Source organism: Helicobacter pylori, assembly GCF_015904775.1.
Classification (GTDB): Bacteria; Campylobacterota; Campylobacteria; order Campylobacterales; family Helicobacteraceae; genus Helicobacter; species Helicobacter pylori_DM.
Map to the genome: position 1 here is coordinate 1 of NZ_JADZNC010000019.1, position 22436 is coordinate 22436.

21 protein-coding genes and 2 pseudogenes are annotated in these 22436 nt (G+C 37.0%); 8 read left to right on the forward strand and 15 right to left on the reverse strand.

Features of this window, described 5'->3' with window-relative positions:
• From I6852_RS08080 to I6852_RS07480, 10 genes and pseudogenes are all read right to left on the reverse strand, one after another.
• Nucleotides 1-1247 (reverse strand): hypothetical protein (locus tag I6852_RS08080; protein WP_231626163.1); only part of this gene is annotated, 1247 nt, incomplete at its 3' end.
• Between the two features lie 217 nt (nucleotides 1248-1464).
• Entirely contained in the window at nucleotides 1465-1938 is a 474-nt protein-coding gene (locus I6852_RS07440) for a hypothetical protein (RefSeq protein WP_197292014.1), read from the reverse strand.
• Nucleotides 1935-2474: a hypothetical protein gene (locus I6852_RS07445; RefSeq protein WP_197292026.1), complete on the reverse strand. Its 540-nt coding sequence runs from the start codon at nucleotides 2472-2474 to the stop codon at nucleotides 1935-1937. Before I6852_RS07445 ends, I6852_RS07440 begins: the two co-directional genes overlap by 4 nt.
• Nucleotides 2471-3283, reverse strand: coding sequence for a MarR family transcriptional regulator (locus tag I6852_RS07450; RefSeq protein WP_231626164.1), 813 nt, complete (start codon nucleotides 3281-3283; stop codon nucleotides 2471-2473). The genes I6852_RS07445 and I6852_RS07450 overlap by 4 nt, the downstream gene beginning before the upstream one ends.
• Before the next feature lie 46 nt (nucleotides 3284-3329).
• Complete coding sequence (gene csd6 / locus I6852_RS07455; protein ID WP_197292015.1) at nucleotides 3330-4322, reverse strand: cell shape-determining L,D-carboxypeptidase Csd6; 993 nt, start codon at nucleotides 4320-4322, stop codon at nucleotides 3330-3332.
• On the reverse strand, nucleotides 4319-5224 hold the full coding sequence (gene era, locus I6852_RS07460) for a GTPase Era (RefSeq protein ID WP_197292016.1): 906 nt from the start codon (nucleotides 5222-5224) through the stop codon (nucleotides 4319-4321). Before era ends, csd6 begins: the two co-directional genes overlap by 4 nt.
• A complete protein-coding gene (hslU, locus tag I6852_RS07465; protein WP_197292017.1) occupies nucleotides 5224-6555 on the reverse strand; it encodes an HslU--HslV peptidase ATPase subunit in 1332 nt (443 codons plus the stop codon). The genes era and hslU overlap by 1 nt, the downstream gene beginning before the upstream one ends.
• Complete coding sequence (hslV, locus tag I6852_RS07470) at nucleotides 6555-7097, reverse strand: ATP-dependent protease subunit HslV (protein WP_150144132.1); 543 nt, start codon at nucleotides 7095-7097, stop codon at nucleotides 6555-6557. The genes hslU and hslV overlap by 1 nt, the downstream gene beginning before the upstream one ends.
• Before the next feature lie 3 nt (nucleotides 7098-7100).
• Nucleotides 7101-7550, reverse strand: coding sequence for a 50S ribosomal protein L9 (rplI, locus tag I6852_RS07475; protein WP_162968263.1), 450 nt, complete (start codon nucleotides 7548-7550; stop codon nucleotides 7101-7103).
• A 62-nt stretch (nucleotides 7551-7612) separates the two neighbouring features.
• A pseudogene (locus I6852_RS07480) lies at nucleotides 7613-9704 on the reverse strand (GmrSD restriction endonuclease domain-containing protein).
• A 137-nt stretch (nucleotides 9705-9841) separates the two neighbouring features.
• Between I6852_RS07480 and glnA the strand changes: the two are divergent.
• The gene (glnA, locus tag I6852_RS07485; RefSeq protein ID WP_197292018.1) at nucleotides 9842-11287 is read left to right on the forward strand and encodes a type I glutamate--ammonia ligase; all 1446 of its coding nucleotides are present in this window, start codon (nucleotides 9842-9844) and stop codon (nucleotides 11285-11287) included.
• A gap of 147 nt (nucleotides 11288-11434) precedes the next feature.
• On the opposite strand, the gene I6852_RS07490 is transcribed toward glnA, so the two are convergent.
• Nucleotides 11435-12289 (reverse strand): SEL1-like repeat protein, encoded by an 855-nt coding sequence (locus tag I6852_RS07490; protein ID WP_197292019.1) that lies wholly within the window; start codon nucleotides 12287-12289, stop codon nucleotides 11435-11437.
• A gap of 48 nt (nucleotides 12290-12337) precedes the next feature.
• Between I6852_RS07490 and I6852_RS07495 the strand changes: the two are divergent.
• The 7 genes and pseudogenes from I6852_RS07495 to I6852_RS08140 all read left to right on the forward strand — a co-directional run.
• Nucleotides 12338-12535, forward strand: a pseudogene (locus tag I6852_RS07495) (transposase); the annotation flags it as partial.
• A gap of 97 nt (nucleotides 12536-12632) precedes the next feature.
• Nucleotides 12633-12980 carry a cag pathogenicity island protein Cag1 gene (cag1, locus tag I6852_RS07500; protein WP_097557208.1) on the forward strand — a complete coding sequence of 116 codons (348 nt, stop codon included), beginning with the start codon at nucleotides 12633-12635 and terminating at the stop codon, nucleotides 12978-12980.
• 15 nt (nucleotides 12981-12995) lie between these two features.
• On the forward strand, nucleotides 12996-13154 hold the full coding sequence (locus I6852_RS08240) for a cag pathogenicity island protein (protein WP_077644408.1): 159 nt from the start codon (nucleotides 12996-12998) through the stop codon (nucleotides 13152-13154).
• Nucleotides 13123-13791, forward strand: a complete 669-nt coding sequence (locus tag I6852_RS07505; RefSeq protein ID WP_197292020.1) for a cag pathogenicity island protein — start codon at nucleotides 13123-13125, stop codon at nucleotides 13789-13791. Before I6852_RS08240 ends, I6852_RS07505 begins: the two co-directional genes overlap by 32 nt.
• Nucleotides 13776-15221, forward strand: a complete 1446-nt coding sequence (cag3, locus tag I6852_RS07510) for a type IV secretion system outer membrane cap subunit Cag3 (protein WP_197292021.1) — start codon at nucleotides 13776-13778, stop codon at nucleotides 15219-15221. The genes I6852_RS07505 and cag3 overlap by 16 nt, the downstream gene beginning before the upstream one ends.
• A 9-nt stretch (nucleotides 15222-15230) precedes the next feature.
• Nucleotides 15231-15740, forward strand: a complete 510-nt coding sequence (gene cag4 / locus I6852_RS07515) for a VirB1 family T4SS lytic transglycosylase Cag4 (RefSeq protein WP_197292022.1) — start codon at nucleotides 15231-15233, stop codon at nucleotides 15738-15740.
• Between the two features lie 338 nt (nucleotides 15741-16078).
• Nucleotides 16079-16204 carry a hypothetical protein gene (locus I6852_RS08140; RefSeq protein WP_001293461.1) on the forward strand — a complete coding sequence of 42 codons (126 nt, stop codon included), beginning with the start codon at nucleotides 16079-16081 and terminating at the stop codon, nucleotides 16202-16204.
• Between the two features lie 9 nt (nucleotides 16205-16213).
• On the opposite strand, the gene cag5 is transcribed toward I6852_RS08140, so the two are convergent.
• From cag5 to I6852_RS07535, 4 genes are all read right to left on the reverse strand, one after another.
• Entirely contained in the window at nucleotides 16214-18460 is a 2247-nt protein-coding gene (gene cag5 / locus I6852_RS07520) for a VirD4 family type IV secretion system ATPase Cag5 (RefSeq protein WP_197292023.1), read from the reverse strand.
• Between the two features lie 8 nt (nucleotides 18461-18468).
• The gene (virB11, locus tag I6852_RS07525; RefSeq protein ID WP_079370134.1) at nucleotides 18469-19461 is read right to left on the reverse strand and encodes a cag pathogenicity island type IV secretion system ATPase VirB11; all 993 of its coding nucleotides are present in this window, start codon (nucleotides 19459-19461) and stop codon (nucleotides 18469-18471) included.
• 4 nt (nucleotides 19462-19465) lie between these two features.
• Nucleotides 19466-20065: a cag pathogenicity island translocation protein CagZ gene (gene cagZ, locus I6852_RS07530; protein WP_197292024.1), complete on the reverse strand. Its 600-nt coding sequence runs from the start codon at nucleotides 20063-20065 to the stop codon at nucleotides 19466-19468.
• Nucleotides 20066-20201: 136 nt separating this feature from the next.
• On the reverse strand, nucleotides 20202-22436 hold a 2235-nt coding region (locus tag I6852_RS07535; RefSeq protein ID WP_331458765.1), incomplete at its 5' end, for a TraB/TrbI/VirB10 family type IV secretion system protein.

The window sequence follows — 22436 nt, forward strand, 5'->3', positions numbered from 1 at the left end:
TTGATTTGCTCTAAAAGCTCTATGATTTTTTGAACTTGAGCTTTGTTATAGCTACTTGTTTTTTCTAGTTGATGCTCCCCTTCAACATTAATCCAACGGATAATATTCTTAGGATCGTAAAATTGCGAGGTATTTTTGATTGCTCCATTCTTTTGATAATCTAACACGGAATAATTAAGATTGAAGTCATTAAAAATATAAGCATATTTTAAAATTTGAGATTCCAGTCGGTCATTAAAAAGCATAATCACATCCATGTGTTTGGGTTCTGGCTCTTTTTCAGCAATGAATACATTTTTTAGCAAGCTGTCATAATTTGTTACCCACACCTTGAGAGTATCCCTTGGTGTGTACTTTTTATGTTTAAATTCCTTGTATCCAATGGGTAGTGAAAGTTGTATCCCATGAAACAAACACTTGGTCATTTTCTTATCAATTGCATCTTCATACCTAGGCGACACTTCAAAAACGCTCTCTTCTAAAATGTGTTTATAGAGCAAACCTTTACACAAGCTAGCTTTGAAAAATCTGTTGTCTTCTTTATTTTGCCGTGTGATTAAAATATAAAATTTCTCTTGAGAGTTATAAGAATCCCATAACTTTTTTTCATGTTCTCCAGATTCCAAACTTAGGCGTTGCCCATAAATATTGCTTTTTTCATCTTTATTATGCGCATAGATTTCACTTTTATTGACACAAGCAAGTTTTCCAACATAAAGAAAGTCTTGAGGCAAGAGATAGTTTGGCTCCATAGTTTGGATATGCTTTAAAATTTCATCTATGGCGCATTCTTTTTTCTTTATCCGGCTTTGAGTCTTATTGATAAAGTGCCAAGCCCTGTCAATTTTTTCTTGTCTTTCATCCATCCACTCTTGCATTTTAACGGCATTCTTTGGGTTATTAGATTGCGATTCATCACGCCATTCTTCAAATTGTTCTAATGCCTCTTGATGTTTCTTAATATCCTTTTCATTCTCTTTGACCTTTTGCTTTAATTTTTTAATCTCACCCAAATCACTTTTAAGGCGTTTTTCTTTCTCTTGTAATTGAGTTTTTAAGCGAGACAAATAATCCAAATAAGCTAAAGCACGGCGTTGCGCGTCTTCAAAGCGGTTGTAATATATTTGCAGTGCATGTTTTTGCTGTATGGGTAGAGGTTTCATTTCTTGTTGGATTTGCTCTAGAACAGCCTCTAATTGCGTGGGTGTCTCTTTCTTTTCTTGTTGCAATCTTTCAATTTCTTGCAAATAGCGTTGGATAATATTGAGACAATGGTCTGCGATCTTTAGGGTTTGTTGGTGTTTGTGGTGTTTTTTAGCCTGTTACGCTTTGTGCGTATAGCCCTCTATATCTTTTTGAGCGTGTTTTGGCGTTCTTTTTCTTTTTCGGTTTCAACATCAAAAAAAAACGCTAACGCTCCAAAACCAACTGCTAGGATAGCCCCACCCACAATAAAGGGTAGCATTAATTCACCTTAGATGTTAATGCAAGCAAAGCTTGTTGGTAATGAATCAGTTGCGCATGCAATTCATCCACCATTTGATGTTCCCCATGTTCGCAGATTAAAAATTGATTCAGCGAATCAATCTTATTGATGATGCCTTGCATTATTTCTAAAAGCTTCATGTCTTTTTCATGCTCATTGGAGAGTCTGAGCATTTCTTGTTCATGCATCTTATTGAGTGCTGTTATATCTCTTTGGAATTCAGCGATCTTTTCTCTCAATCTGTTGTTTGAAGCTATCATCTCTTGATTTGCTTGCATTTCTACTTGTTTAGTCTTTTCTTGCTCTTTGCTAATTTCTTTCTGGGCATTGATCGCTGATGAAATCAAGTCTTTAGAAGCAGTTACCAACTTTAACATATCTGATAAAGAGAGGTTGTCAAGGAAACCCCCTTTAGAGTTTCCTTTTGGTGTGGGTAAATTAACGCTTTTCATATTAACCTCACTATAAAGTTTAAAGATACTTGGCAATGCGCTGTGAGCGCTTCATGGTATTGTTGGCGCAAGGCTACAATTCTTTGGGCATTGTCATAAGGGAATTTTTTCTCATATTCATCTAAATGTTCCTTGATGCATTTTAAAATTATAAAGTTGCTTTTATAAGCTAATTTAAGCTGATGCATTTTATCCGCATTCTTGTGTATTCTAGCATCTATCTTTTCTAAGTCTTGGGCAAGCTGTAATCTGAGCTTCTGTTTGTCTAATCTTAATTCTATCAAAAGATTTTCATATTGTTTTCTTAAAGTATTGCGTATTATTTCTAATTGTTTGGTTTGCTCTTTAGCGGCACGATATTGGCCATAAGAATGGATCATATCAGCCAAACTAAGCACCACATCTACACAGACTAAGACTGGACTCACTTTAGCAATTCCTTTTGCTCCATAGCGTATGGCACTATAGATGATTTTTGTGTTGCGCATACCACGCGCAAAACGCCCATCGGTTTTAAAGAGATCGATGCTTATCATAGTTGCTTGCAGAGTGTTTCTATCTCTATAAAACACTCTTGCTCCCCATGGATTGCACGGGCATATGTTTTCCCTTCGATCTTTGCATGTGTTAGCGCCTTTGGATTGATTTTAAAAACTAAAAACCGCTCTACTCCCTTTGGTTCTAAACGCACCCTGATCTCATCTGAAACATCTTTGAAGTCTTTCGCATTATCCAATAAGCGCAATACCTGTTCAATATCCTTGTGCGCATTATAAAGTTTCTCAAATTCTTGTAGGCTTAAATCTTCTCCTGCGATGAGCCACCCACAAGAACGATCTGTTAGCTCTTGGCGTTCACGCCATCTTTTTATTTTTTCTCTCGCTGCATTTTCCAAAAACACCACCCGATTTGTGCGATTAAATTTGTTGATTTCATCATGTAATTTTAAAATGTTGCACCCATAAGTGCTGATCTTGTGTTTTTCATTGACAAAACCCCGCTTTACTAAAAAATCTAGGTGTTTTTGAATGGTCATAGAATCAATCTCTGTAACTTGCGATAATTTATTAAGATTTAATCCATCTCCAAAAGCATGCAAGCAAAATAGAGTGAATTCCCCTATATATTCAATTCTTTCCAAACAAAGACTTAACTTATATCCATAATATGGAATACTCACATCTACAAAACTAATACCATGCTTCACTCTCACAACTCCTAAAATCCTCTCTTCATAATTCTTAATTAATATTTCTTTATCATTTGTTATTTTTAAAGCTTCATTCCCTTTTTCACTCTGTAAAGTTGCACGATTATTTCTAATGCCAATGACTTTGGCTTCCATTACTTTGTCTTTTATCGTGGCTTTGACTTTAGCGCCTATCTCTAGCTTATTTTTCCATTATAATAGACACTTGATTGTTTTCAATCTCTACATAGAGTTCTTTTTGAGAATTGGAGCTATAAGAGAGTTTGTTATGCTGATAGGCCTTATAATCTTGGTCAAACACCACATAAAACAAGCGTTTGTTTTGAGAGTTGGGGTAAGGGATCACATTGATAGAAGAAAAAGCGATATTCTTTTTTTCATTTTTTGCAAACACCCTTTTTTTATACTCTTTAAAAGCGTTGAATTTCATGCCATCATAGCGAGTGAAATCGGGGTTATAAAAACGCATGTAGCGTTCAAAATCGCCCCTAGCCCAGGCTTCTTTCCATTGAAAAAGGGAGCTTAAAATCATGCTCAATTCCTCTTTAGTGCTGGGGGAAAACTTGTCTTCATAAGTGATAAGGAACGCTTTTTCGCCTTTCAACACTTTGTCATAAGAGCTTAGAATAGGGTTTTCAATCGCAATGCAACCCTTGGTGTTCAATTCATTCCGATCGCCATTTAAAGGCATTCCATGCACCCAAATGCCATGCCCGGTGCGTTTTTTCAAAGTGTCATACAAATTAGGGTAATTCGTTACAAAAGCCAAAACGCCATAATATTGATCCAAACGCTCTAATTTCTGCGTGATACGATACACTCCAATAGGCGTGGCCAAATCGCCCTCTAAAGTTTTATCGCCCTTTTTAGAGCCTACAAGGGCTTTAGAGCTGTTGATTTTTTTAAGCATGTTGTTGTCTATTTCATAAAACTCCAAACTGGGCTTGGATTTATCCGCCACAAACAAAAACTGCTTGTTTTGATAATAGCCAAAATCCGTGTCCTTGTTTTGAAGCTCTTCTGCCCAAAAAGACTTATCCGCTAAATAAGAATCCAGCTTTTGACCCACCACTTCTAAGCCTTGTTTTTGATAAAGGCGCATGATTTCTAACAAACGCTCATCAGCGTTCAATCCCACAAACCCCATTAATAGAGCCGGTAATATTTTTTTCAATCCCTATTCCTTTGATAGATATAGCCCAGTTTTTGCAAGCTCTTTTCTTCCTTACTCCATGATTTTTGAGCGATCACTTGCAAGTTTAAAAAAACCTTTTTTTCGCCCACTTCTTGCATTTTTAATCGCGCGTTAGTCCCGATGCGTTTGATATTCACCCCGTTTTTGCCTATCACGATTTTTTTTTGGCTTTCTTTTTCTACGATAATGCGCGCATACACCTTGTCCATGCGTTCTTCTTCTATAAATTTATCAATCATCACATCGCTTTCATAAGGGATTTCATCGCTCAAAAAATCAAACAAACTCTCCCTAATGATTTCCTTATAAATATCGCACATTTTTTCATCGCTCATTAAATCCTTTTCAAAAAGCCATGCACTAGGGTTTAAATGCTTGCTGATGCATTCTAAAAGCGCGTTTAAATTTTGAGATTTTTTCGCACTCAAAGGTATTAGATCTAAAAATTGCGATGAATATTTTTGATACTCTTGTAATTTTTGTAAAACCTGCTTGTGCGTGGCTGTGTCAATCTTACTCAAAGCCAAGATATGGGGTTTTTGGCACAAACTCAAAAACTCTTCATACCCTTTCAAATCATCATGCACAGAAGCTAAAAAAACGCACAATTCAGCATCGCCCATCGCTTTTAAAGCCTGTGAGAGCATGCACTGGTTGAGCAATTTTTCTTGATGATGGAGCCCTGGTGTGTCTAAAAAAATGATCTGGCTCTCATACCCTTCTTTATCTTTAAAAGGCACGATGCATTTCATCAATTTTCTGGTCGCATTAGCCTTATGCGAAACAAGAGCTAAATGAGCGTTTAATAAAGTGTTTAAAAGAGTGCTTTTTCCAGCGTTTGGTTTGCCTATAAGAGCTACAAAGCCCGCCTTAGTTTTCATTATAAAATATACTTCACTAAATTTTCATCAGCCACTAAATCCCCTAGCTTGGATTGAACCAATTCTTTAGTGATAATGATACGTTGCCCAGAATAATCCTCCGCTTCAAAACTAATGTCTTCTAGCACTTTTTCAATAGTGGTGTGCAACCTTCTAGCGCCTATATCTTCGCTTTTTTGATTGGCGTTATAAGAAAGTTTGGCTAACTCTTTGATCGCATCGTCTTCAAACGCAATTTCTACGCCCTCCACTTTTAAAAGGGCTTGGTATTGCTTGATGATAGAGGTTTTAGTTTGGGTTAGAATCATATACATGATTTCTTCGGTTAAATTTTCTAACTCCACTCTTAAAGGGAAACGGCCCTGTAATTCAGGGATCAAATCGCTTGGTTTAGAAAGATGAAACGCCCCTGCTGCAATGAATAAAATATGCTCTGTTTTAATAGAACCATACTTCGTATTCACCACACTCCCCTCTACAATCGGCAACAAATCCCTTTGAACCCCCTCTTTACTGGGATCTTGACGGCTTCCTTCTTTAGAGCTTACAGCGATCTTATCAATTTCATCAATAAAAATCACCCCTGAACTTTCCGCGCGCTTCAAACCCTCCATTTTAATGGCTTCGCCATCTAAAAGCGTGTCGCTAATTTCTGCTTTTAGGGCTTCTTTAGCCTCTTTAACGCTTAAAGTTTTTTTGACTTTATCCTGTTCTTTATGGAAAAACTTGATCACATTTTCTTGAACCCTTAAAATTTCAGGCGGCACATTAGAATCAATCTCTATGATTTTTTTACGCACTTCAATTTCAATTTCTCTACTATCCAACTCGCCTTGCGCGATCCTTTGTTGCATTTTTAAAAGGCTGTTAGCGTATTCTTGTTTTTTTTCTTCGCTCACGCCACTAGGCAAGGGGGGTAAGAGTTTTTTAGCGATTTTTTCTATAACCGCTTCTTCAATCTTGTCTTTTAATCTTTCTTTATGCTCATTTTCCACTAAAAGCACGCTGTTATTGACCAAATCCCTTACCATAGACTCCACATCGCGCCCCACAAAACCCACTTCTGTGTATTTGCTCGCTTCCACTTTCACAAAGGGGAGTTCCATGATTTTTGCTATTCTTCTTGCGATTTCAGTTTTACCCACGCCAGTAGAACCAATCATTAAAATGTTTTTAGGCGTGATTTCTTCTTGTAAGGATTTTTCCAGTTGCAAACGCCTGTAACGATTCCTAAAAGCGATAGCGATAGACTTTTTAGCTTCCTTTTGCCCAATAATATATTCATCTAAATAAGCGACAATTTCTCTTGGGGTCATATTCAATTTAGACATTAAAGCTCCAAAATTTTAATATTCGTGTTGGTGTAAATGCAAAGATCCCCTGCGATTTTTAAGGACTCTTCTACAAGTTTTCTCGGCTCTAAATGAGCGAAATGATCTAAAGCCCTAGCCGCACTCAAAGCGTAATTCCCCCCACTCCCAATAGCAGCGATCTTATTGTCTTCAGCCTCTAAAACATCGCCCGTGCCGCTCAAAATGAAAATGTGATCCAAATTTAAAACGATCATCATCGCTTCCAGTCGGCGTAAATACTTGTCTTTGCGCCATTCTTTGCTGAAATCCACCACGCTTTTAAACAAATCCCCTTTTTTGCTCTCTAAAATGCGTTCAAACATATCAAACAAACTAAAAGCGTCCGCGGTGCTTCCGGCAAACCCGCTTAAAACATGGTTGTGATACAAGCTTCTGATTTTTGTCGCATTGGCTTTGACCACGCAATTCCCCAAAGTTACCTGCCCATCGCCTCCAATGAGGGCGAACTTCTTGCCCCCCATCTCCCCTCTATAGCCTAGGATCGTTGTCGCTTCAAACATTTTCTACTCAGCCACCACATCAATTTTAAACGCGCCCACAATCCCCGATCCAAGCTTGACTTCAATCTCATAAATCCCTGTGCTTTTAATCGGGTGTTTGAGTTCAATGTCTTTTTTATCTAAATCTAAACTCGCATGCTGTTCTTTCAAACGCTCCGTGATTTCTTCCTTAGTGATCGCTCCAAATAAAGAGCCGTTTGCGCCGACTTTTTTATGGATAGTCAGCGTGATGGTTTGTAAGGTTTCTACCATTTGCAATTTTTGTGCCTTTTCTAGGGCTTCTTTTTCCGCTTTCTTTTTAACTTCGGCTTTGTATTTATTGATCACTTCGTTAGTGGCGAGTTTGGCTTTTTGGTTAGCGATTAAAAAGTTATTCCCATAGCCATCTTTAACCTCACACACTTCACCCGCTTTGCCTAAATTTTTCACATCTTCTAATAATAGAACTTTCATTATATCCCCTTTAAGTTGTAAGTAATTTGTAATTATACTCTTTATTTTAATAAGTTGGGTTTTTATTGCCTGTTCCTACCACCCATCTGTTTTTCTAAAGCCTGTTTGATCAACCCCAAACAATAAGGGATACTCTCTTTTGTTTCTAGCTTGACTTCTATGTCTCCATTCCCCAAATGACCTTTATTAGTCATATCCCTTGCCAAATTTTTTTCGTCTTGCAGTTCATTAAATGGCATATTTAAATACAATTTTAAGTCTTTTGTTTGCACAACAATATCCACAAAATTTTTGTCAAACATATAAGAGATATACTCTTGATTAAATTTTTCGGTTATCCTTTCATCAAGAGCTTTAATCTCTTTGCTTAAAATATCAAATAATTCCCTTGAATGAGAGCTAAACTTATAAGAGCTTAAATCATAAACCTTTTTTTCTTTTTTGGGTTTATATTTCTCTAATGTTTCTGCATCTAGATTGGGATAAGTCCAAATCTTTAAAGCCCAATCCGCCAAATCATTAGCTCTTTTTTCAATCTCTTTTTCGCCAAAAGATTCCAAATCTTTTAAACTTTGATTGAGTTTCAACGGGCTTTGTTTGAAGCCCTTCTCCATATCTCTTTTTTCTTGGAAAGAATTGTTACTATACTCCTTGTTATAACCGGTTAGAGTGAGATTGCCTATTGTGTGGAGGTATTTATCGTGTATTGCTTGAAAATTTTCACCCAAATCCCTTTTCCATTCTTCCTCGAGTGTTTGAGGCATGATGTGCTCTATAGTGCATTCCTTAGTATCGACCGGCTCTTTTGTGTCAAAATTTTCTAGCCTTTCAAGAAAGTATTTAGTTTTCTTTTTCTTTGTTTTATTTCGACCATAAAGTTCTTTCGTAATAAAAGAATCTTTAAATTCAAAATCGTTTGGAAATTTTTGATTCCCTGTTAGCGACCCAAAATGCTCCTCCACGCTTTTAAGGTATTGCTTTTTATCAATCTTTTTTGTAAAAGAGGGAAAGAATTTATTGAGTCCGTTGGAAGGAATACCGCACACCGCCCTTCTGCAAATATAGCTCTCTGTTAAAGCGATAATAGGGATAAAATCCTGCTTGGATAAAACACCATCGCTATAATCGCTATAAAGCTCTAAAAGTAGCGGATAGATCACATCCATCTCTAAATCCACCAAAAAACTTAAAGCCTTGTTTAATTTTTTTTCGTCTTCTTTTTTTTTCGTCTTCTTTTTTTTCTTTTTTGAATACGATCTGGCAAAAATACCCGCAGTATTTTTGTAAATCTTTTAATAAATCCTCTATTTCTATCCCCTTTTTTTGCCGGTAATCCTTGAAAGCTTCATAAACTTTATTGATATTAGGGATTTCTCTTGTTTTGATCGTGAGGTAATGCCGGACAAACCGATTAAACAATGTTTCATTTTGTTTAAAATCCTCCTCCATAGCCCTCCAATATTGATTATAAAAGTCTTCCTGTTTTTCAACCTCCGTTTCCATTACGATATAATTTCTGATCAAATCCGTTTGCGTAAGTTCGATACCTTTTGAGTTCATGCTCTCAAAAATAAGTTGAGGATCATCTTTTTCTTTCTTTAAAGCAATCCAACATATCATGAGTTTTTCTAATCCTTTAAAAATGGTTTCTAGTTTGTCGGTGTTTTTACGGATCCATTTTTCAAACAATTTAAAATTTTCCACTATTTTTAACGAAGGCTCGCTCGGTTTTCTTCTGTCTTTATCAATCAAAGACAGCAAGGTGTCTCTATCAGACTCTGATAAGATGAGTCTGAATTTCTTATCGCCGTCCTTATCGCTGTTGATAAGATAACTCTCCATTTTTTTACGCTTAGCTTCATCGCTTGAGTGATTCCTTAAAGCGATGAATAAAAGCGTGATAGTAGTGAGCCTTTGTTGGCCATCAATGATGAGTAATGGGCTAGAGTGCGTATCATCAACTCGCACATACAAAATAGAACCGATAAAATGCCCGTTCATCTTATCATTTCCGCCAATTTTTATAATATCATCCCATAATTGTTCGCATTGTTCCTTTTTCCAACTATACAACCTCTGATAGATGGGAATGACAAATTGATTCGTTTGATTTTGTTCAAAAAATTCTAATAGTGTGGCTTCTCTTGCTTTCATGAATAACACTCCTTGATTTAGCGGATTTTACCGCATGCATCTTAATCAAACTTGATACAGATTTTGCTTTTTTACCCCATAAATGCTATAATCACCCCTATCAATCAAACTCAATTCATAACAATTAAAGGTGGTTAATGATAGTAAGAACTCAAAATAGTGAAAGCAAGATCAAAGAGTTTTTTGAATTTTGCAAAGAAAATGAAGTGGAATTTGTGGATTTTAGATTCAGCGATATTAAAGGCACTTGGAATCACATTGCTTATTCTTTTGGGGCTCTAACGCATGGCATTTTTAAAGAGGGGATTCCCTTTGATGCGAGTTGTTTTAAGGGCTGGCAAGGCATTGAACACTCCGATATGATTTTAATCCCTGATTTGGTGCGTTATTTCATTGACCCTTTTAGCGCGGATGTGAGTGTGGTCGTGTTTTGCGATGTGTATGATGTGTATAAAAACCAGCCTTATGAGAAATGCCCTAGAAGTATCGCTAAAAAAGCCTTACAGCATTTAAAAGATTCAGGTTTGGGCGATGTGGCTTATTTTGGTGCAGAGAACGAATTTTTCATCTTTGATTCTATTAAGATTAAAGACGCTTCCAATTCCCAATATTATGAAGTGGATAGCGAAGAGGGCGAATGGAATAGGGATAAGAGCTTTGAAAATGGCGTGAATTTTGGGCATAGACCGGGCAAGCAAGGGGGCTATATGCCTGTGCCGCCAACGGATACGATGATGGATATTCGCACAGAAATCGTGAAAGTCTTAAACCAAGTGGGGCTAGAAACTTTTGTCGTCCATCATGAAGTCGCGCAAGCGCAAGGCGAGGTGGGCGTGAAATTTGGGGATTTAGTGGAAGCCGCTGACAATATCCAAAAACTCAAATATGTGGTTAAGATGGTCGCTCATTTAAACGGGAAAACCGCCACTTTCATGCCAAAACCCCTATATGGGGATAACGGGAGCGGGATGCACACCCATGTGAGCGTTTGGAAAAACAACGAAAACCTTTTTAGCGGCGAAACTTACAAGGGCTTGAGCGAGTTTGCGTTGCATTTTTTAGGGGGCGTGTTGCGCCACGCTAGAGGGTTAGCCGCTTTCACTAACGCTTCCACTAACTCTTACAAACGCCTGATTCCGGGATATGAAGCCCCATCTATTTTAACTTATTCGGCTAATAACAGGAGTGCGAGCGTGCGTATCCCTTATGGGATTTCTAAAAACAGCGCGAGGTTTGAATTCAGGTTTCCTGACAGCTCATCAAACCCCTACTTGGCTTTTGCAGCGATTTTAATGGCAGGCATGGATGGCGTTAAAAATAAGATTGATCCCGGCGAGGCGATGGATATCAACCTTTTCAAATTGACTTTAGATGAAATTAGGGAAAAAGGTATCAAACAAATGCCCCACACTTTAAGGCGATCGTTAGAAGAAATGCTAGCCGATAAGCAGTATTTAAAAGAAGGTCAGGTCTTTAGCGAAGAATTTATTCAAGCCTATCAGTCTCTTAAATTCAACGCTGAAGTGTTCCCATGGGAGAGCAAACCCCATCCCTTTGAATTTATCACCACTTATTCATGCTAGAATTGAATGAGTGGGTTAATAATCCCACTTTAATAGAGTGTCGATGATAAGATTTAAAAAATGCTCAAAGGTATTTTTTAAGATTAAAGCAAAGAACTCGATTTTAGCCAAGTGATAGTAAAGATTAGGTAGGTGTATTTTCTAAAACTACAGAGCTTCCATGGCTTTTTCATAGCCAAATTCTGCGGATTTTTGCAAGAATTTTTTAGCCCTGTTCTTTTTCTTTCTAGTGCCAAGCCCTTCTTTATAAGCGATCCCAATCCTATAAAGGATCTCCCCCATTTGTTGTTTGAGTAAAATAATATTGCTTGAAATTTCAGCAATATCTTCCCAAAGAAGTGTCTTATCTTTGATTTGAGTGGATTTCTTAACAAGTATTCCAAATTTATTTCCAAATTTTATAGGATTCGCGCTCAAACCTGAAAGATCAATGAATCGCGATCCAATAAGCATACTAGTGAACGCAAGGTTTGGTAATCTAAAATTGTTAGCAAAATAATTTGTGCTTTTATTAGAAAATATGCGAACCACATGCCTGTAAGTCTTAAGCACTTGTTTCAAATCCTTTTTCATCCCTAAGCCTTCTGCTTGCATGCGTCCTAAAATAAGAGCGCCCCCTAACAACCCGCTCCCATACCCTTTGATAGCGTTTTGTGCATAGAATTGCGCTTTTTTGTAATCCACTTTCACGCCCTTTCCCTCCAAATACATTTTGGCTAAATAAACGCTGCCAAGCCCAATGCTGTATTCTTGCGCCAATTTAAAATCTTTAAAGGCTTGTTTGTATTGGCCTTGATTAAAATGGTCTAAACCATTTTCAAAATAATATGTCTTATGATTTCGCGCAATTTCATCCCACTGATTTCGCGCCCTTTCATCCCAATCATCACTTATGCTAATATATTCATCAGCTATACAAAGTGAAAACGGCAACAATAAAACTAGTAAAAGCAAGAAAGGCTTTAAAAAAGAGAGGGTGGTGCGATAAAAATCTTTAAACATGTCAGATCCTTTTACAATTTGAGCCATTCTTTAGCCTGTTTTTCTAGCCAGATCACAAGCGAACTTTCAAAGCAATTTGAATGGATAGCAGTTGAAGAATTGCAAGTAAAGAACAAGACCAAAAGAGCTAAACTCAAAGCTAAACTTAAAAATGTCAAACAAAAGAGCAAGCTTAATTGATCTAACTTAAACGCTTCATTCTATCAAATCATCTCTTTTTTAGACTACAAACAACAGCATAATGGCAACAAGCAATAGGGAGATGGTTTCATATTTTTTGCTATAATAACATGAATTTGTTTCATAGTAACAAATTGAGAATATACCTTATGGAGGTAACACTATGGCTGACACAATCAATACAACTGAAACAACCCATGAAACAAAGAAACCAAACGCTTTTGTAAATTTTTTCAAAAACAATTTGACTGATAAGCGTTATGATTCATTAGGTCTCATTGGAGCAGGGGTTTTATGTTGTGTCTTGAGCGGTGCTATGGGGATTGTTGGGATAATCTTTGTCGCAATAGGAATCTTTTTGTCTTTTTCTAATATCAACTTAGTGAAATTAGTTGAAAAATTGTCCAAAAAACAACCTAAAGCGGCAACAACTGTCAATAACGAAACCCAAAAATCTCGAGTAACAAGCGTTACCAACGAACCAACTGAAGCTAAAGAGACTAAAGATTGAGGTAAAACAACGATTTTGACTGAAGAAAGAATAAGGGAAAATCTCACAAATTTAGGTGTTTTGGTGGTTTGTTACTCACTGCATGACTTACACAAGCAACCTATAAATTCTTTTTTTAGATTTAAGAGTAGTTATTTGCAGTATGAGTCTAGCTACGAGTTACAATGTGAGTAATAATTTTTCTAAGTTTAATATTAAGAGAGTCAGAGAATATTTGATTTGTCTTGTTTGTAACACACCTAAAATGATACAAAGAGAATTGAATGGTGTCTCATTTTGTGGTTGCTCTAATTATGTAAATAAAGGCGACTGTAAGGGCGTTTTACGAGAAATAAATGGCTCAATGAAAATGGTCTGCTTGCATTGTGAAAACACGCCCATAATGGAAAAAGTAGAAAGTGGTAGGGGAGGAGCTTACGCTTGTAAGAATTGCAATAGGAAGTTTTACTTTATCGATCTTGCAAAACAAAACGAACGAAAAAAAGATTTAGAAAAAGAAAAAAAAGAATTGCTTAATAAGATTGAAAAGCAAAAAATCAAACGCCTTGAGCGTTTCATTTTGGCTGGTGTAAAAGCTAATATTAAAGAAAATTCTTTTTTTTTAGGATGTAAAAATTATCTTAAGTGCAAATGGACCGCTAGCGTGGATTCACAAGATCCTAAATATCCCAAATGCAATGGATTGATGAAAAGAAAAAAGAATTTCAAAAACAATGAGTTTTTTACAGCTATATCACTTATCTTAAATGCAATGGAATTTTGTCTCTATATCAATCTGAAAAAAAAAGGAAACCAATGTTTAGAAAACTAGCAACCGCTGTATCGCTCATAGGCTTACTAACCTCTAACACTCTTCATGCTAAAGAAATAAGTGAAGCCGATAAGGTCATTAAGGCCACTAAAGAAACTAAAGAGACCAAGAAAGAGGCTAAACGCCTCAAAAAAGAAGCTAAACAGCGCCAACAGATCCCTGATAATAAGAAACCTCAATATGTCTCTGTTGATGACACAAAAACTCAAGCGCTTTTTGATATATACGACACCTTGAACGTGAATGACAAAAGCTTTGGGGATTGGTTTGGTAATAGCGCTTTGAAAGACAAAACCTATCTCTACGCTATGGATCTATTGGATTACAACAACTATTTATCCATAGAAAACCCCATTATCAAAACAAGAGCGATGGGGACTTATGCGGATCTCATCATCATCACAGGTTCGTTAGAACAAGTCAATGGGTATTACAACATTCTAAAAGCGCTCAACAAACGAAACGCTAAGTTTGTGTTAAAAATCAATGAGAACATGCCTTATGCCCAAGCGACTTTTTTAAGAGTGCCAAAAAGAAGCGATCCTAATGCCCACACGCTTGATAAGGGAGCGTCAATTGATGAGAATAAGCTTTTTGAACAACAAAAACGCGCGTATTTCAACTACGCCAACGATGTGATCTGCAGACCTAATGATGAAGTGTGTTCGCCCCTAAGAGATGAGATGGTAGCTATGCCTAGTAACGATAGCGTTATTCAAAAACCCAATATCGTTGCTCCTTATAGCTTGTATAGACTCAAAGAGACAAATAACGCCAATGAGGCCCAACCATCACCTTATGCCACCCAAACCGCTCCTGAAAACAGCAAAGAGAAGCTCATAGAAGAGCTAATCGCTAACTCCCAACTCATAGCCAATGAGGAAGAGAGGGAAAAGAAACTCTTAGCAGAAAAAGAAAAACAAGAGGCTGAATTGGCTAAATACAAACTCAAAGACTTCGAAAATCAAAAGAAACTAAAAGCTCTAAAAGCAGAGTTGAAAAAGAAAAACACTAAGAAACCTAGAGTAGTGGAAGTGCCTATTCCTCCTAAAACAAGTAATTCTGATGAAACAATGAGAGTTATCAAAGAAAAAGAAAACTATAATGGATTATTAGTGGATAAGGAGACCACGATCAAAAGAAGCTATGAGGGGACTTTGATCAGTGAAAATTCTTACAGCAAAAAAACGCCTCTCAACCCTAATGACTTGAGGAACTTAGAAGAAGAAATCAAAAGCTACTACATCAAGTCTAACGGCTTGTGTTACGCTAATGGCATTAGCCTCTATGCAAAAATCAAAAACGACCCCTATAAAGAGGGAATGCTGTGTGGTTATGAGAGTGTTCAAAATCTGCTTTCACCACTAAAAGACAAGCTCAAATACGACAAGCAGAAGTTGCAAAAAGCGTTACTAAAAGATTCAAAGTAAGTTAAAGTTTTGTTTGAGAAATGGATTGGTCTGACTTTATTCCTTACTTCTTTAGCCTATCCATGCCAAAAGGTAACCATTAGTTTCAAGCAGTATGAAAATCTTATCCATATCCATCAAAAAGGTTGCAACAATGAAGTGGTGTGCAGAACGCTTATTTCTATCGCTTTATTAGAAAGCTCTCTAGGGTTGAACAACAAGCGCGAAATTTCCACAAAAGACACTTCTTATTCCATGTTTCATATCACTTTAAACACCGCTAAAAAATTCTATCCTACCTACTCTAAAACGCTCCTCAAAACCAAATTGTTAAACGATGTGGATTTTGCGATCCAATTAGCCAAACAAATTTTAAAAGAAAATTTTGATTATTACCACCAAAAACACCCCAACAAAAGCGTGTATCAATTAGTAGAAATGGCAATAGGCGCTTACAATGGGGGAATGAAACACAACCCTAATGGTGCTTATGTGAAGAAGTTTCGTTGCATTTATTCGCAAGTGCGTTACAACGAGTAGAGCATACTAACTATTTTTGAATCTTTGTAATTTTTACAAGCAATCTTGATGATACATTTCTCCTATCTTATTGATTTATAATAATATCATTTACATCATTATTTTTTAATTTTTCTAAAATATATTTTGCTTCTTTTTGTTAAGATATTTTGTCTTTTTATTTTTTGGAATAGGCTTTTGCTTTCCTTATAAAGACATATAGCGTAAGAATTCTTCCAATTCATGCCATTTTCTCTGGGCATAGGTGCTGTAAAAATGGATTGATGAATTTTAATCTAGCGCATGCAGCAATCCAATAAAAGCGATGGCTAGCAAATCAAAGAACACACAAGCTTTTGATGAGTGAAAATTTCACTAAAGATATAGGAAAACTCAAACGATTCATGCAAGACAAAGATTATTTTTTTAGCAAAGAAGCGTTTGATCTGATTTTGAAGGATTTCCAGAACGAAATCAATGATTAGAAATTAAAATCACAGTTCGCTTGAACCCACAGGCACTAAAGACTTGTCATAACTCAATTCGCCTTTGGTTTTAGCGGCTTGCAAATCATCGTAAAAAGTCGTCTGATTAGGCACTTTCCCCAATTTGTATTTCTTGCTCAAACTCGGACTCACCTTAATGAGTTCATCGGTGAAAAATGGATCATCGTAGTAAAGCGCCTTGTGGCATTTGATAGGTTTGAGCGTATTTTCTAAAATAATAAGCTCATCGCCCATAGTCATCAATTCATCAGGGGTCATCAAAAACCGCTCCTTGTTGCTGATAGAAGTGTTGGTCTTACCTGTATTATCATCAATGCTTCGGCTCACGTCTTGTCTTGTGTATTTCCCTAACACCTTAGAAAGTTTTTCAAAGTGTTCATAGTAGTTATCGTTGTTGATTCCATAATACATATTCAAAGAAAGGTTGTCTAAAATAGTCTTAGCGCCATTCCTACCATAACCAAGTGGGGGGTCATTCTCTAGTTGCGCCTTACTTTGAAACACAAAAGCGGGGCGCATGTTGTATTCTGCCATAATCCCTACCGCTTTAACAAAGGTCTCTAAATAGCCACACAAAGTGAATTCATCCATGAGCATCAAGCAACTTCTTTTGCATTGTGGATCATGGATTGGCAGAATCAAATTGCTATAAATCATCACGTTGAAAAACAGCTCTAATATCGGTCCAACAATAGTGCTTTCTTTAGGATTAGCGATCACACCAATACTCACTGCATCGATCCTTAAACGCCTGAAATCAAAATCATTAGCGCTCGTGAAATTTCTAATCATGGCGTTATTGTAAGGTGCAAAGGCTGAAGTATATACCCCTTGAACCGAGCTATAAGTTTCTCTAGCGCCGCCCATTGTCTTGAAGCTATTCCACATGTTTCTAGTGGCAGGACTAAGCGCTCTTAGATTGTCGCCACTCTTATCTTCTTCACCTCCAAAAAATTCCATTAAAGACACGACTTTTTCCATGTTTGTGTCTTCATCAATCAGGTTGATCCCGCTTGCCATAGAACCTATGAAAAACATCGTAGGGGTTTCAGGCATGATGATTTTTTTTCTTTTGACAAACTCTAATCCCTTTTTAGTCCACATGAGATCCCTGTAAATATTGCAATTGATGACAAAAAGGTTTCGCGCCTGATTGCTAAAGAAAGGATCTTTTTCATTAGGTCTTTCAGGGAACACCAACTTAGCCAATCCAAAGATTTGAGTGGAAAAATCCCCTCCACTAGCCACCATGCCATGCCCTTTTAAGCGTGTGTCAATTTGAGAGAGTATGTCTTCAGTCAAAACCACATCATTACCAAAATCCACATAAGCGAAAGGATTGAATCGGTGTGTTTTTAAGGAGAAAGGTTCATAGATGAACACTTTTTGGTTGAAGCGTTTTTCTCTGATTTTCCCGCAAGTTTCCATAGTGTCAGCCTTAGGATCAAACACAACGATATTTTGAGGATAATTGATCATATTGGGCATGATGAAACCCACACCTTTACCGCTTCTAGTGGGAGCAATCAAGCCAATGAACGCCTGCCCTGCGTAAGCGATGAAATCCCCCAAGCCACGCCTGCCTACAATCACCTCTCGTTTGTCAAAGGCACGTTTTTTATTGTTGGGCGTGATGAGCTTGGCTTTGATCATTTTCTCTTCAGTTTCCCAACTCGCGCTACCAAAGAGATCATCAACTTTTTTATTCGCTCCTATATCTCTAGTCCGAGTTAAGTATTTTAAGAACCACACAAAAAAGGTAATGAAGATATAAGAGCATAAAATAGAACTATATACGACTAAGGATATATTGAACCCATAAATCTTGAGTGAGCTAAAAGTGAGCGCTTTAAAATAGTAATTAGGAAAATCTTGTATCGCATAGATCCATATATCAAAAAGATCATCATCGCTCTCAGGCAATCGATTGTCATCATAAAAATTACCTAAGAGAATCAAGAAAAATAACCCTGATGTGATAAAAGAATAGGATAGTAAGAGTATAGCTTGCAACCAAAAGCCAAAGGTTTTAACCCTTTCTTTCAGCCCATCTATAATGATCTCTTTAAAGCTTTTTTTCTTTTGAGGCTGGTTAGCTTTATCTTTAAGAGCCTTTTTTTGAGTTTTTATGAATTTGTAGAGGAAAAATAACGCTATTAACCCTATGAAACTAAAAATAACAACCAACTTATAATCCTCTATGAAGTATAAGGCGTTATACAAAAAGTCTTCCATTGTTCCTACTACCTATGTTTGATATAAAACTCATCACACTGTTTGTGGTGGTTGATATGAACGATTATATCAATCAAATCTTTAAAGCCTTCAATGAGACTTTCAAACTTGATATTCCTTGCTGCACTATTAGATGAACTCATGTTGGCTAAACGAATAAACGCTTCTTCGCTGCTCCCTGCATGCAGAGTGGTTAGCGTGCCTTTATGACCGCTACAAAGCACATTATAAAAATCGTATGCCTCACTGCTTCTGAGTTCCCCTAAAATGATTCTATCAGGCCGCATTCTCAAACATGACTTTAAGCAATCAGCAGAGGTGATATTCCCACCAAAAAAGAGCTGCGTGTAGTTCTTGTGGTGTTTGAATACAATCTCTTCGGTGTCTTCAATGGATATGATCCTTTCTTCTTTGGGGATAAACTCCATGATGCTTTTGATATAAGTCGTTTTACCGCTTCCTGTGCCACCACAAACAATCACATTCTTACCAATAGCAATACCATCTTTAATCGCACTGATCGCTTGTTCTTTGTTATCTAGTAGATTATAAAAACCCTGCTCTTCAAAGAAGCTATGAGGATAGGTTGTTTTGCTAGGTATCCTTATGGATATGGAAATGGTTTCATCATTAACTGTAACAGGGGAAAGGACAATCTGCACCCTTTCACCATTCGCTAAATTGCTGCTCAAAATAGGATTTTCATAGTTGTCTATTGTTTTTTTCTTAAAACTTGCACAACACCGAGCAAAATGCATTAAACGAGACAGGCTAAAAGCTTTCTTGTCTCTCACATCAAATGGTTGCCATTCGCCATTATTTTTTAAAACCCATACAACCTTGTCCCCATTGTAACAAATCTCAGTGATATTTTCCATTTTTAAAAAATCACCAAAAAGTTCTTCAGTAGCATGCCTTAGAGGATTTAATGCCGCTTCTTTTAAAGCTCTTTCTACTTCTAGAAATTTTTTATCTTCTGCACTCAATCTGTCTTCAGTCATGTTCTTATTCCAAATTTAATTTTAATTGGGTTATCAATTTAGCTCTTTCTAAAGAAGTGAGATAAGTCTTATTTTTGCTCAAAATGATATATTTAGTCCCTATATCTTGGACAATCTCATTGAGCTTCCTTCCAAAATCATCTATCCCTAGGATCTGAAACGCCACGCCCATCATATTGCCATCTATGAATGGCGGTAAATACTCTCTTGGCAGATAAGAAGCCACTAGGTCTGAAATTCTTGCCACTTCATCACACGTAAAATTATTGAAGTTGTCAGAAATTTCTGCAACAAACTCTCCAAGCGTTAGTTCATTTTTGATCGTGCTTTCTGCAAAAGTCTTTTCTTGTTTGCAACGATTGTAACTCGCTAACACAAGGTTGTTCAAATAGTTGTAATAAGTATCAAAACTAATAAAGTTCTTTTGCATATTGATTCTTAACTCTTGAACTCTTCTCAAAAAATCTTGCGGATCGTTGCTATCTTTTAAAGAAGAGGCGTAATTTTGAATAAACTTATCCCTTACTTCATTTGCATTTCCCATAAGAGAGCTGTTGCTGTCTAAGATCTTTTGTCTTTCTGCTTCATTAAAACCGAGTTCCATTGCTGTTTCCTTTCATTGTTTTTGCTTGGTTTTTTCCGCCACTATATCCTCTAGAAGAGCCTATTGTTGGTTTTGTCTTTTATTTTGTAAAGAACCGAGTTTAATAACATGAATATATTTTATCCTTTCTCTTGAATTAATTGCCACCTTTGGGGCTTGTGGTGATTTCTTCATGTTCTCTAGACAAAGTTTTGGTGCTTTGTTTGATAATTTCATCTACCACAGATTTGTTGGTAATTTTAACATCATACACGCCACTAAAATCAATATCGTCCATTGTGAGAATCTTAATACTATCGCCCTCATTTTTGTAAAAACTTGGAGGGATATTCATCAGTTGTCCTAGAATTTGATTAGACATCTGAGCTGAACTTTGCATACTGCCATTGATAGCTTGACCCAAAGCGTAATTAAATTCAGGTGTCCTTTCACTTCTGCCTTTGCCAAGGCCTATGAGTTTATCTAGGGCTATGATAGGCGCGGTTTGCAAGAAGCTATTAACCACGCTTGCTATCACAGCAAAGCCTATGCGCTTCATGAAGTGATTATTCACATAGCCATCTACCCCTGCTTCACCCAGCATGCCTGCTGCTTGAGCGTTTGCTAGAGGTATAATCACCCCATCAGGCGTAATGGCTTTAGTAAAGACTATCATTAAACGAGTCATAATAGGCGTGCCACCTTTCACGCTTTGATAATTCCCATACACCTTAGTGCCTTTGTCTAATAAGATCATAGTGCCGTTCATGTTCCATACATCTTTGGCTACAACCCCACTCACTATACCCGTGAGAGTGGCATCTACTTTAGAAGTCAGAGTGATTTCAATGGGGGTGTATTGCGCTAAAACAAATGTGGGATCACTCTTGCCTATAAAGGCCTGTTTGACAGGGCTTGTTTCATCTTGTTTTTCTTCTTTCTTTTTATCGTCAATGGGATTACCATTTTCATCTACAAAATCCCCACTCTTTTCTTTTTTGTTCTTAAGAGCGATTTCGCTGATATTTTTGGCAGTTTCTGCGACATCTTTGTCTATCTTATTGCTTTCTGCTTTAGTTTCTGCTGTGGGTTTTTTACTTTTTTCTTTATCGTCATCTTTTTTATCGCCACCTAAAGCCTTAGCTAATTTAGCTTCTAAACTCTTATCCTTAATGGTTTTCTCTGTTTCGTATTGCTTAGTAATATCAGGCTCTATGGAAGCATAAATAGGATTATCGCTAGCTATTTTGTCCGCATCAACATTAGTGGCGTTAATAGTGGCAATATCGCCACCATTTTTGAAATCCATTGGCAACAATGGATAACCTTTAGCCGCCATGTTATCAAAGGTTTTGCGGCTTCTTAGATCGCTATAAATCCGATCCACTTCATCAGCTTGTCGTTTGATTCCTAGAATTAGCGCCCTTTCGCTATCGCTCAATCCCTCTAAACATTGCTCTATGGCTTCTTGATCAGTAGGGTCATCTAAGTTATCCAAGCACTCGCTTGCTTGATGCAACCTTTCTGTTTTACTCAATTGAGTTTGTTTGTTCTGTGCCCTTTTGTTTTGGATTTCTTGGATCAAACCGCTATAAAGGTTTTGGCATTTCCTTTTTTCTTCATCGGTTTTAGCCATAGCCAAACAATCCGCAACAGCCTTTTCTCTAGCTTCTTGCAGGTATTTGAGCTTCTCTTCATCGCTCAAACCATCCAAACACTTCATGATAGCCGCTCTGTCGTTAGGATCGGCGTTTTTCAAGCAATCTTTGATCGCTTTATCTTTTTGTTGGAGTTCTTTCGCTAAAAATTTCCTCGCTTCGGGCGTGAGTAATTTCTCGCATTCTTGTTTCTCTTTTTCATTCCTGGCTCTTGATACGCAGTCTTTATAAGCTTTAACGCTTTTTTTAGCTTCTTCTAATAGCTTTCTCGCTTCAGGCGTGAGTAATTTCTCGCATTCTTTTCTTTCAGCTTCGTTTTTGGCTCTTGATACGCAATCCAAATAAACCCTAACGCTCTCTTTGGCTAAAACCTTTTTCTGTAAGTCTTTAGGGAGATCTTTGACACACCTTTTTTTCTCAGCTTCGGTTTTAGCGTTTTTCAAACAATCTAGCGCTTGATTCTCTAAAAGTTTCCTCGCTTCAGGCGTGAGTAATTTCTCACACTCTTTTTTCTCATCTTCAGTTTTGGCTTGAGATACGCAATCTTTATAAGCCTTAACGCTTTTTTTAGCTTCTTCTAACTTTTTTTTCGCTTCAGGGGTGAGTAATTTCTCGCATTCTTTTTTCTCAGCTTCAGTTTTGGCTTGAGATACGCAATCTTTATAAGCTTTCAGACTCTCTTTAGCTAAAATATCGCTTTGTAAGTCTTTAGGGAGATCTTTCAAACACTTTTT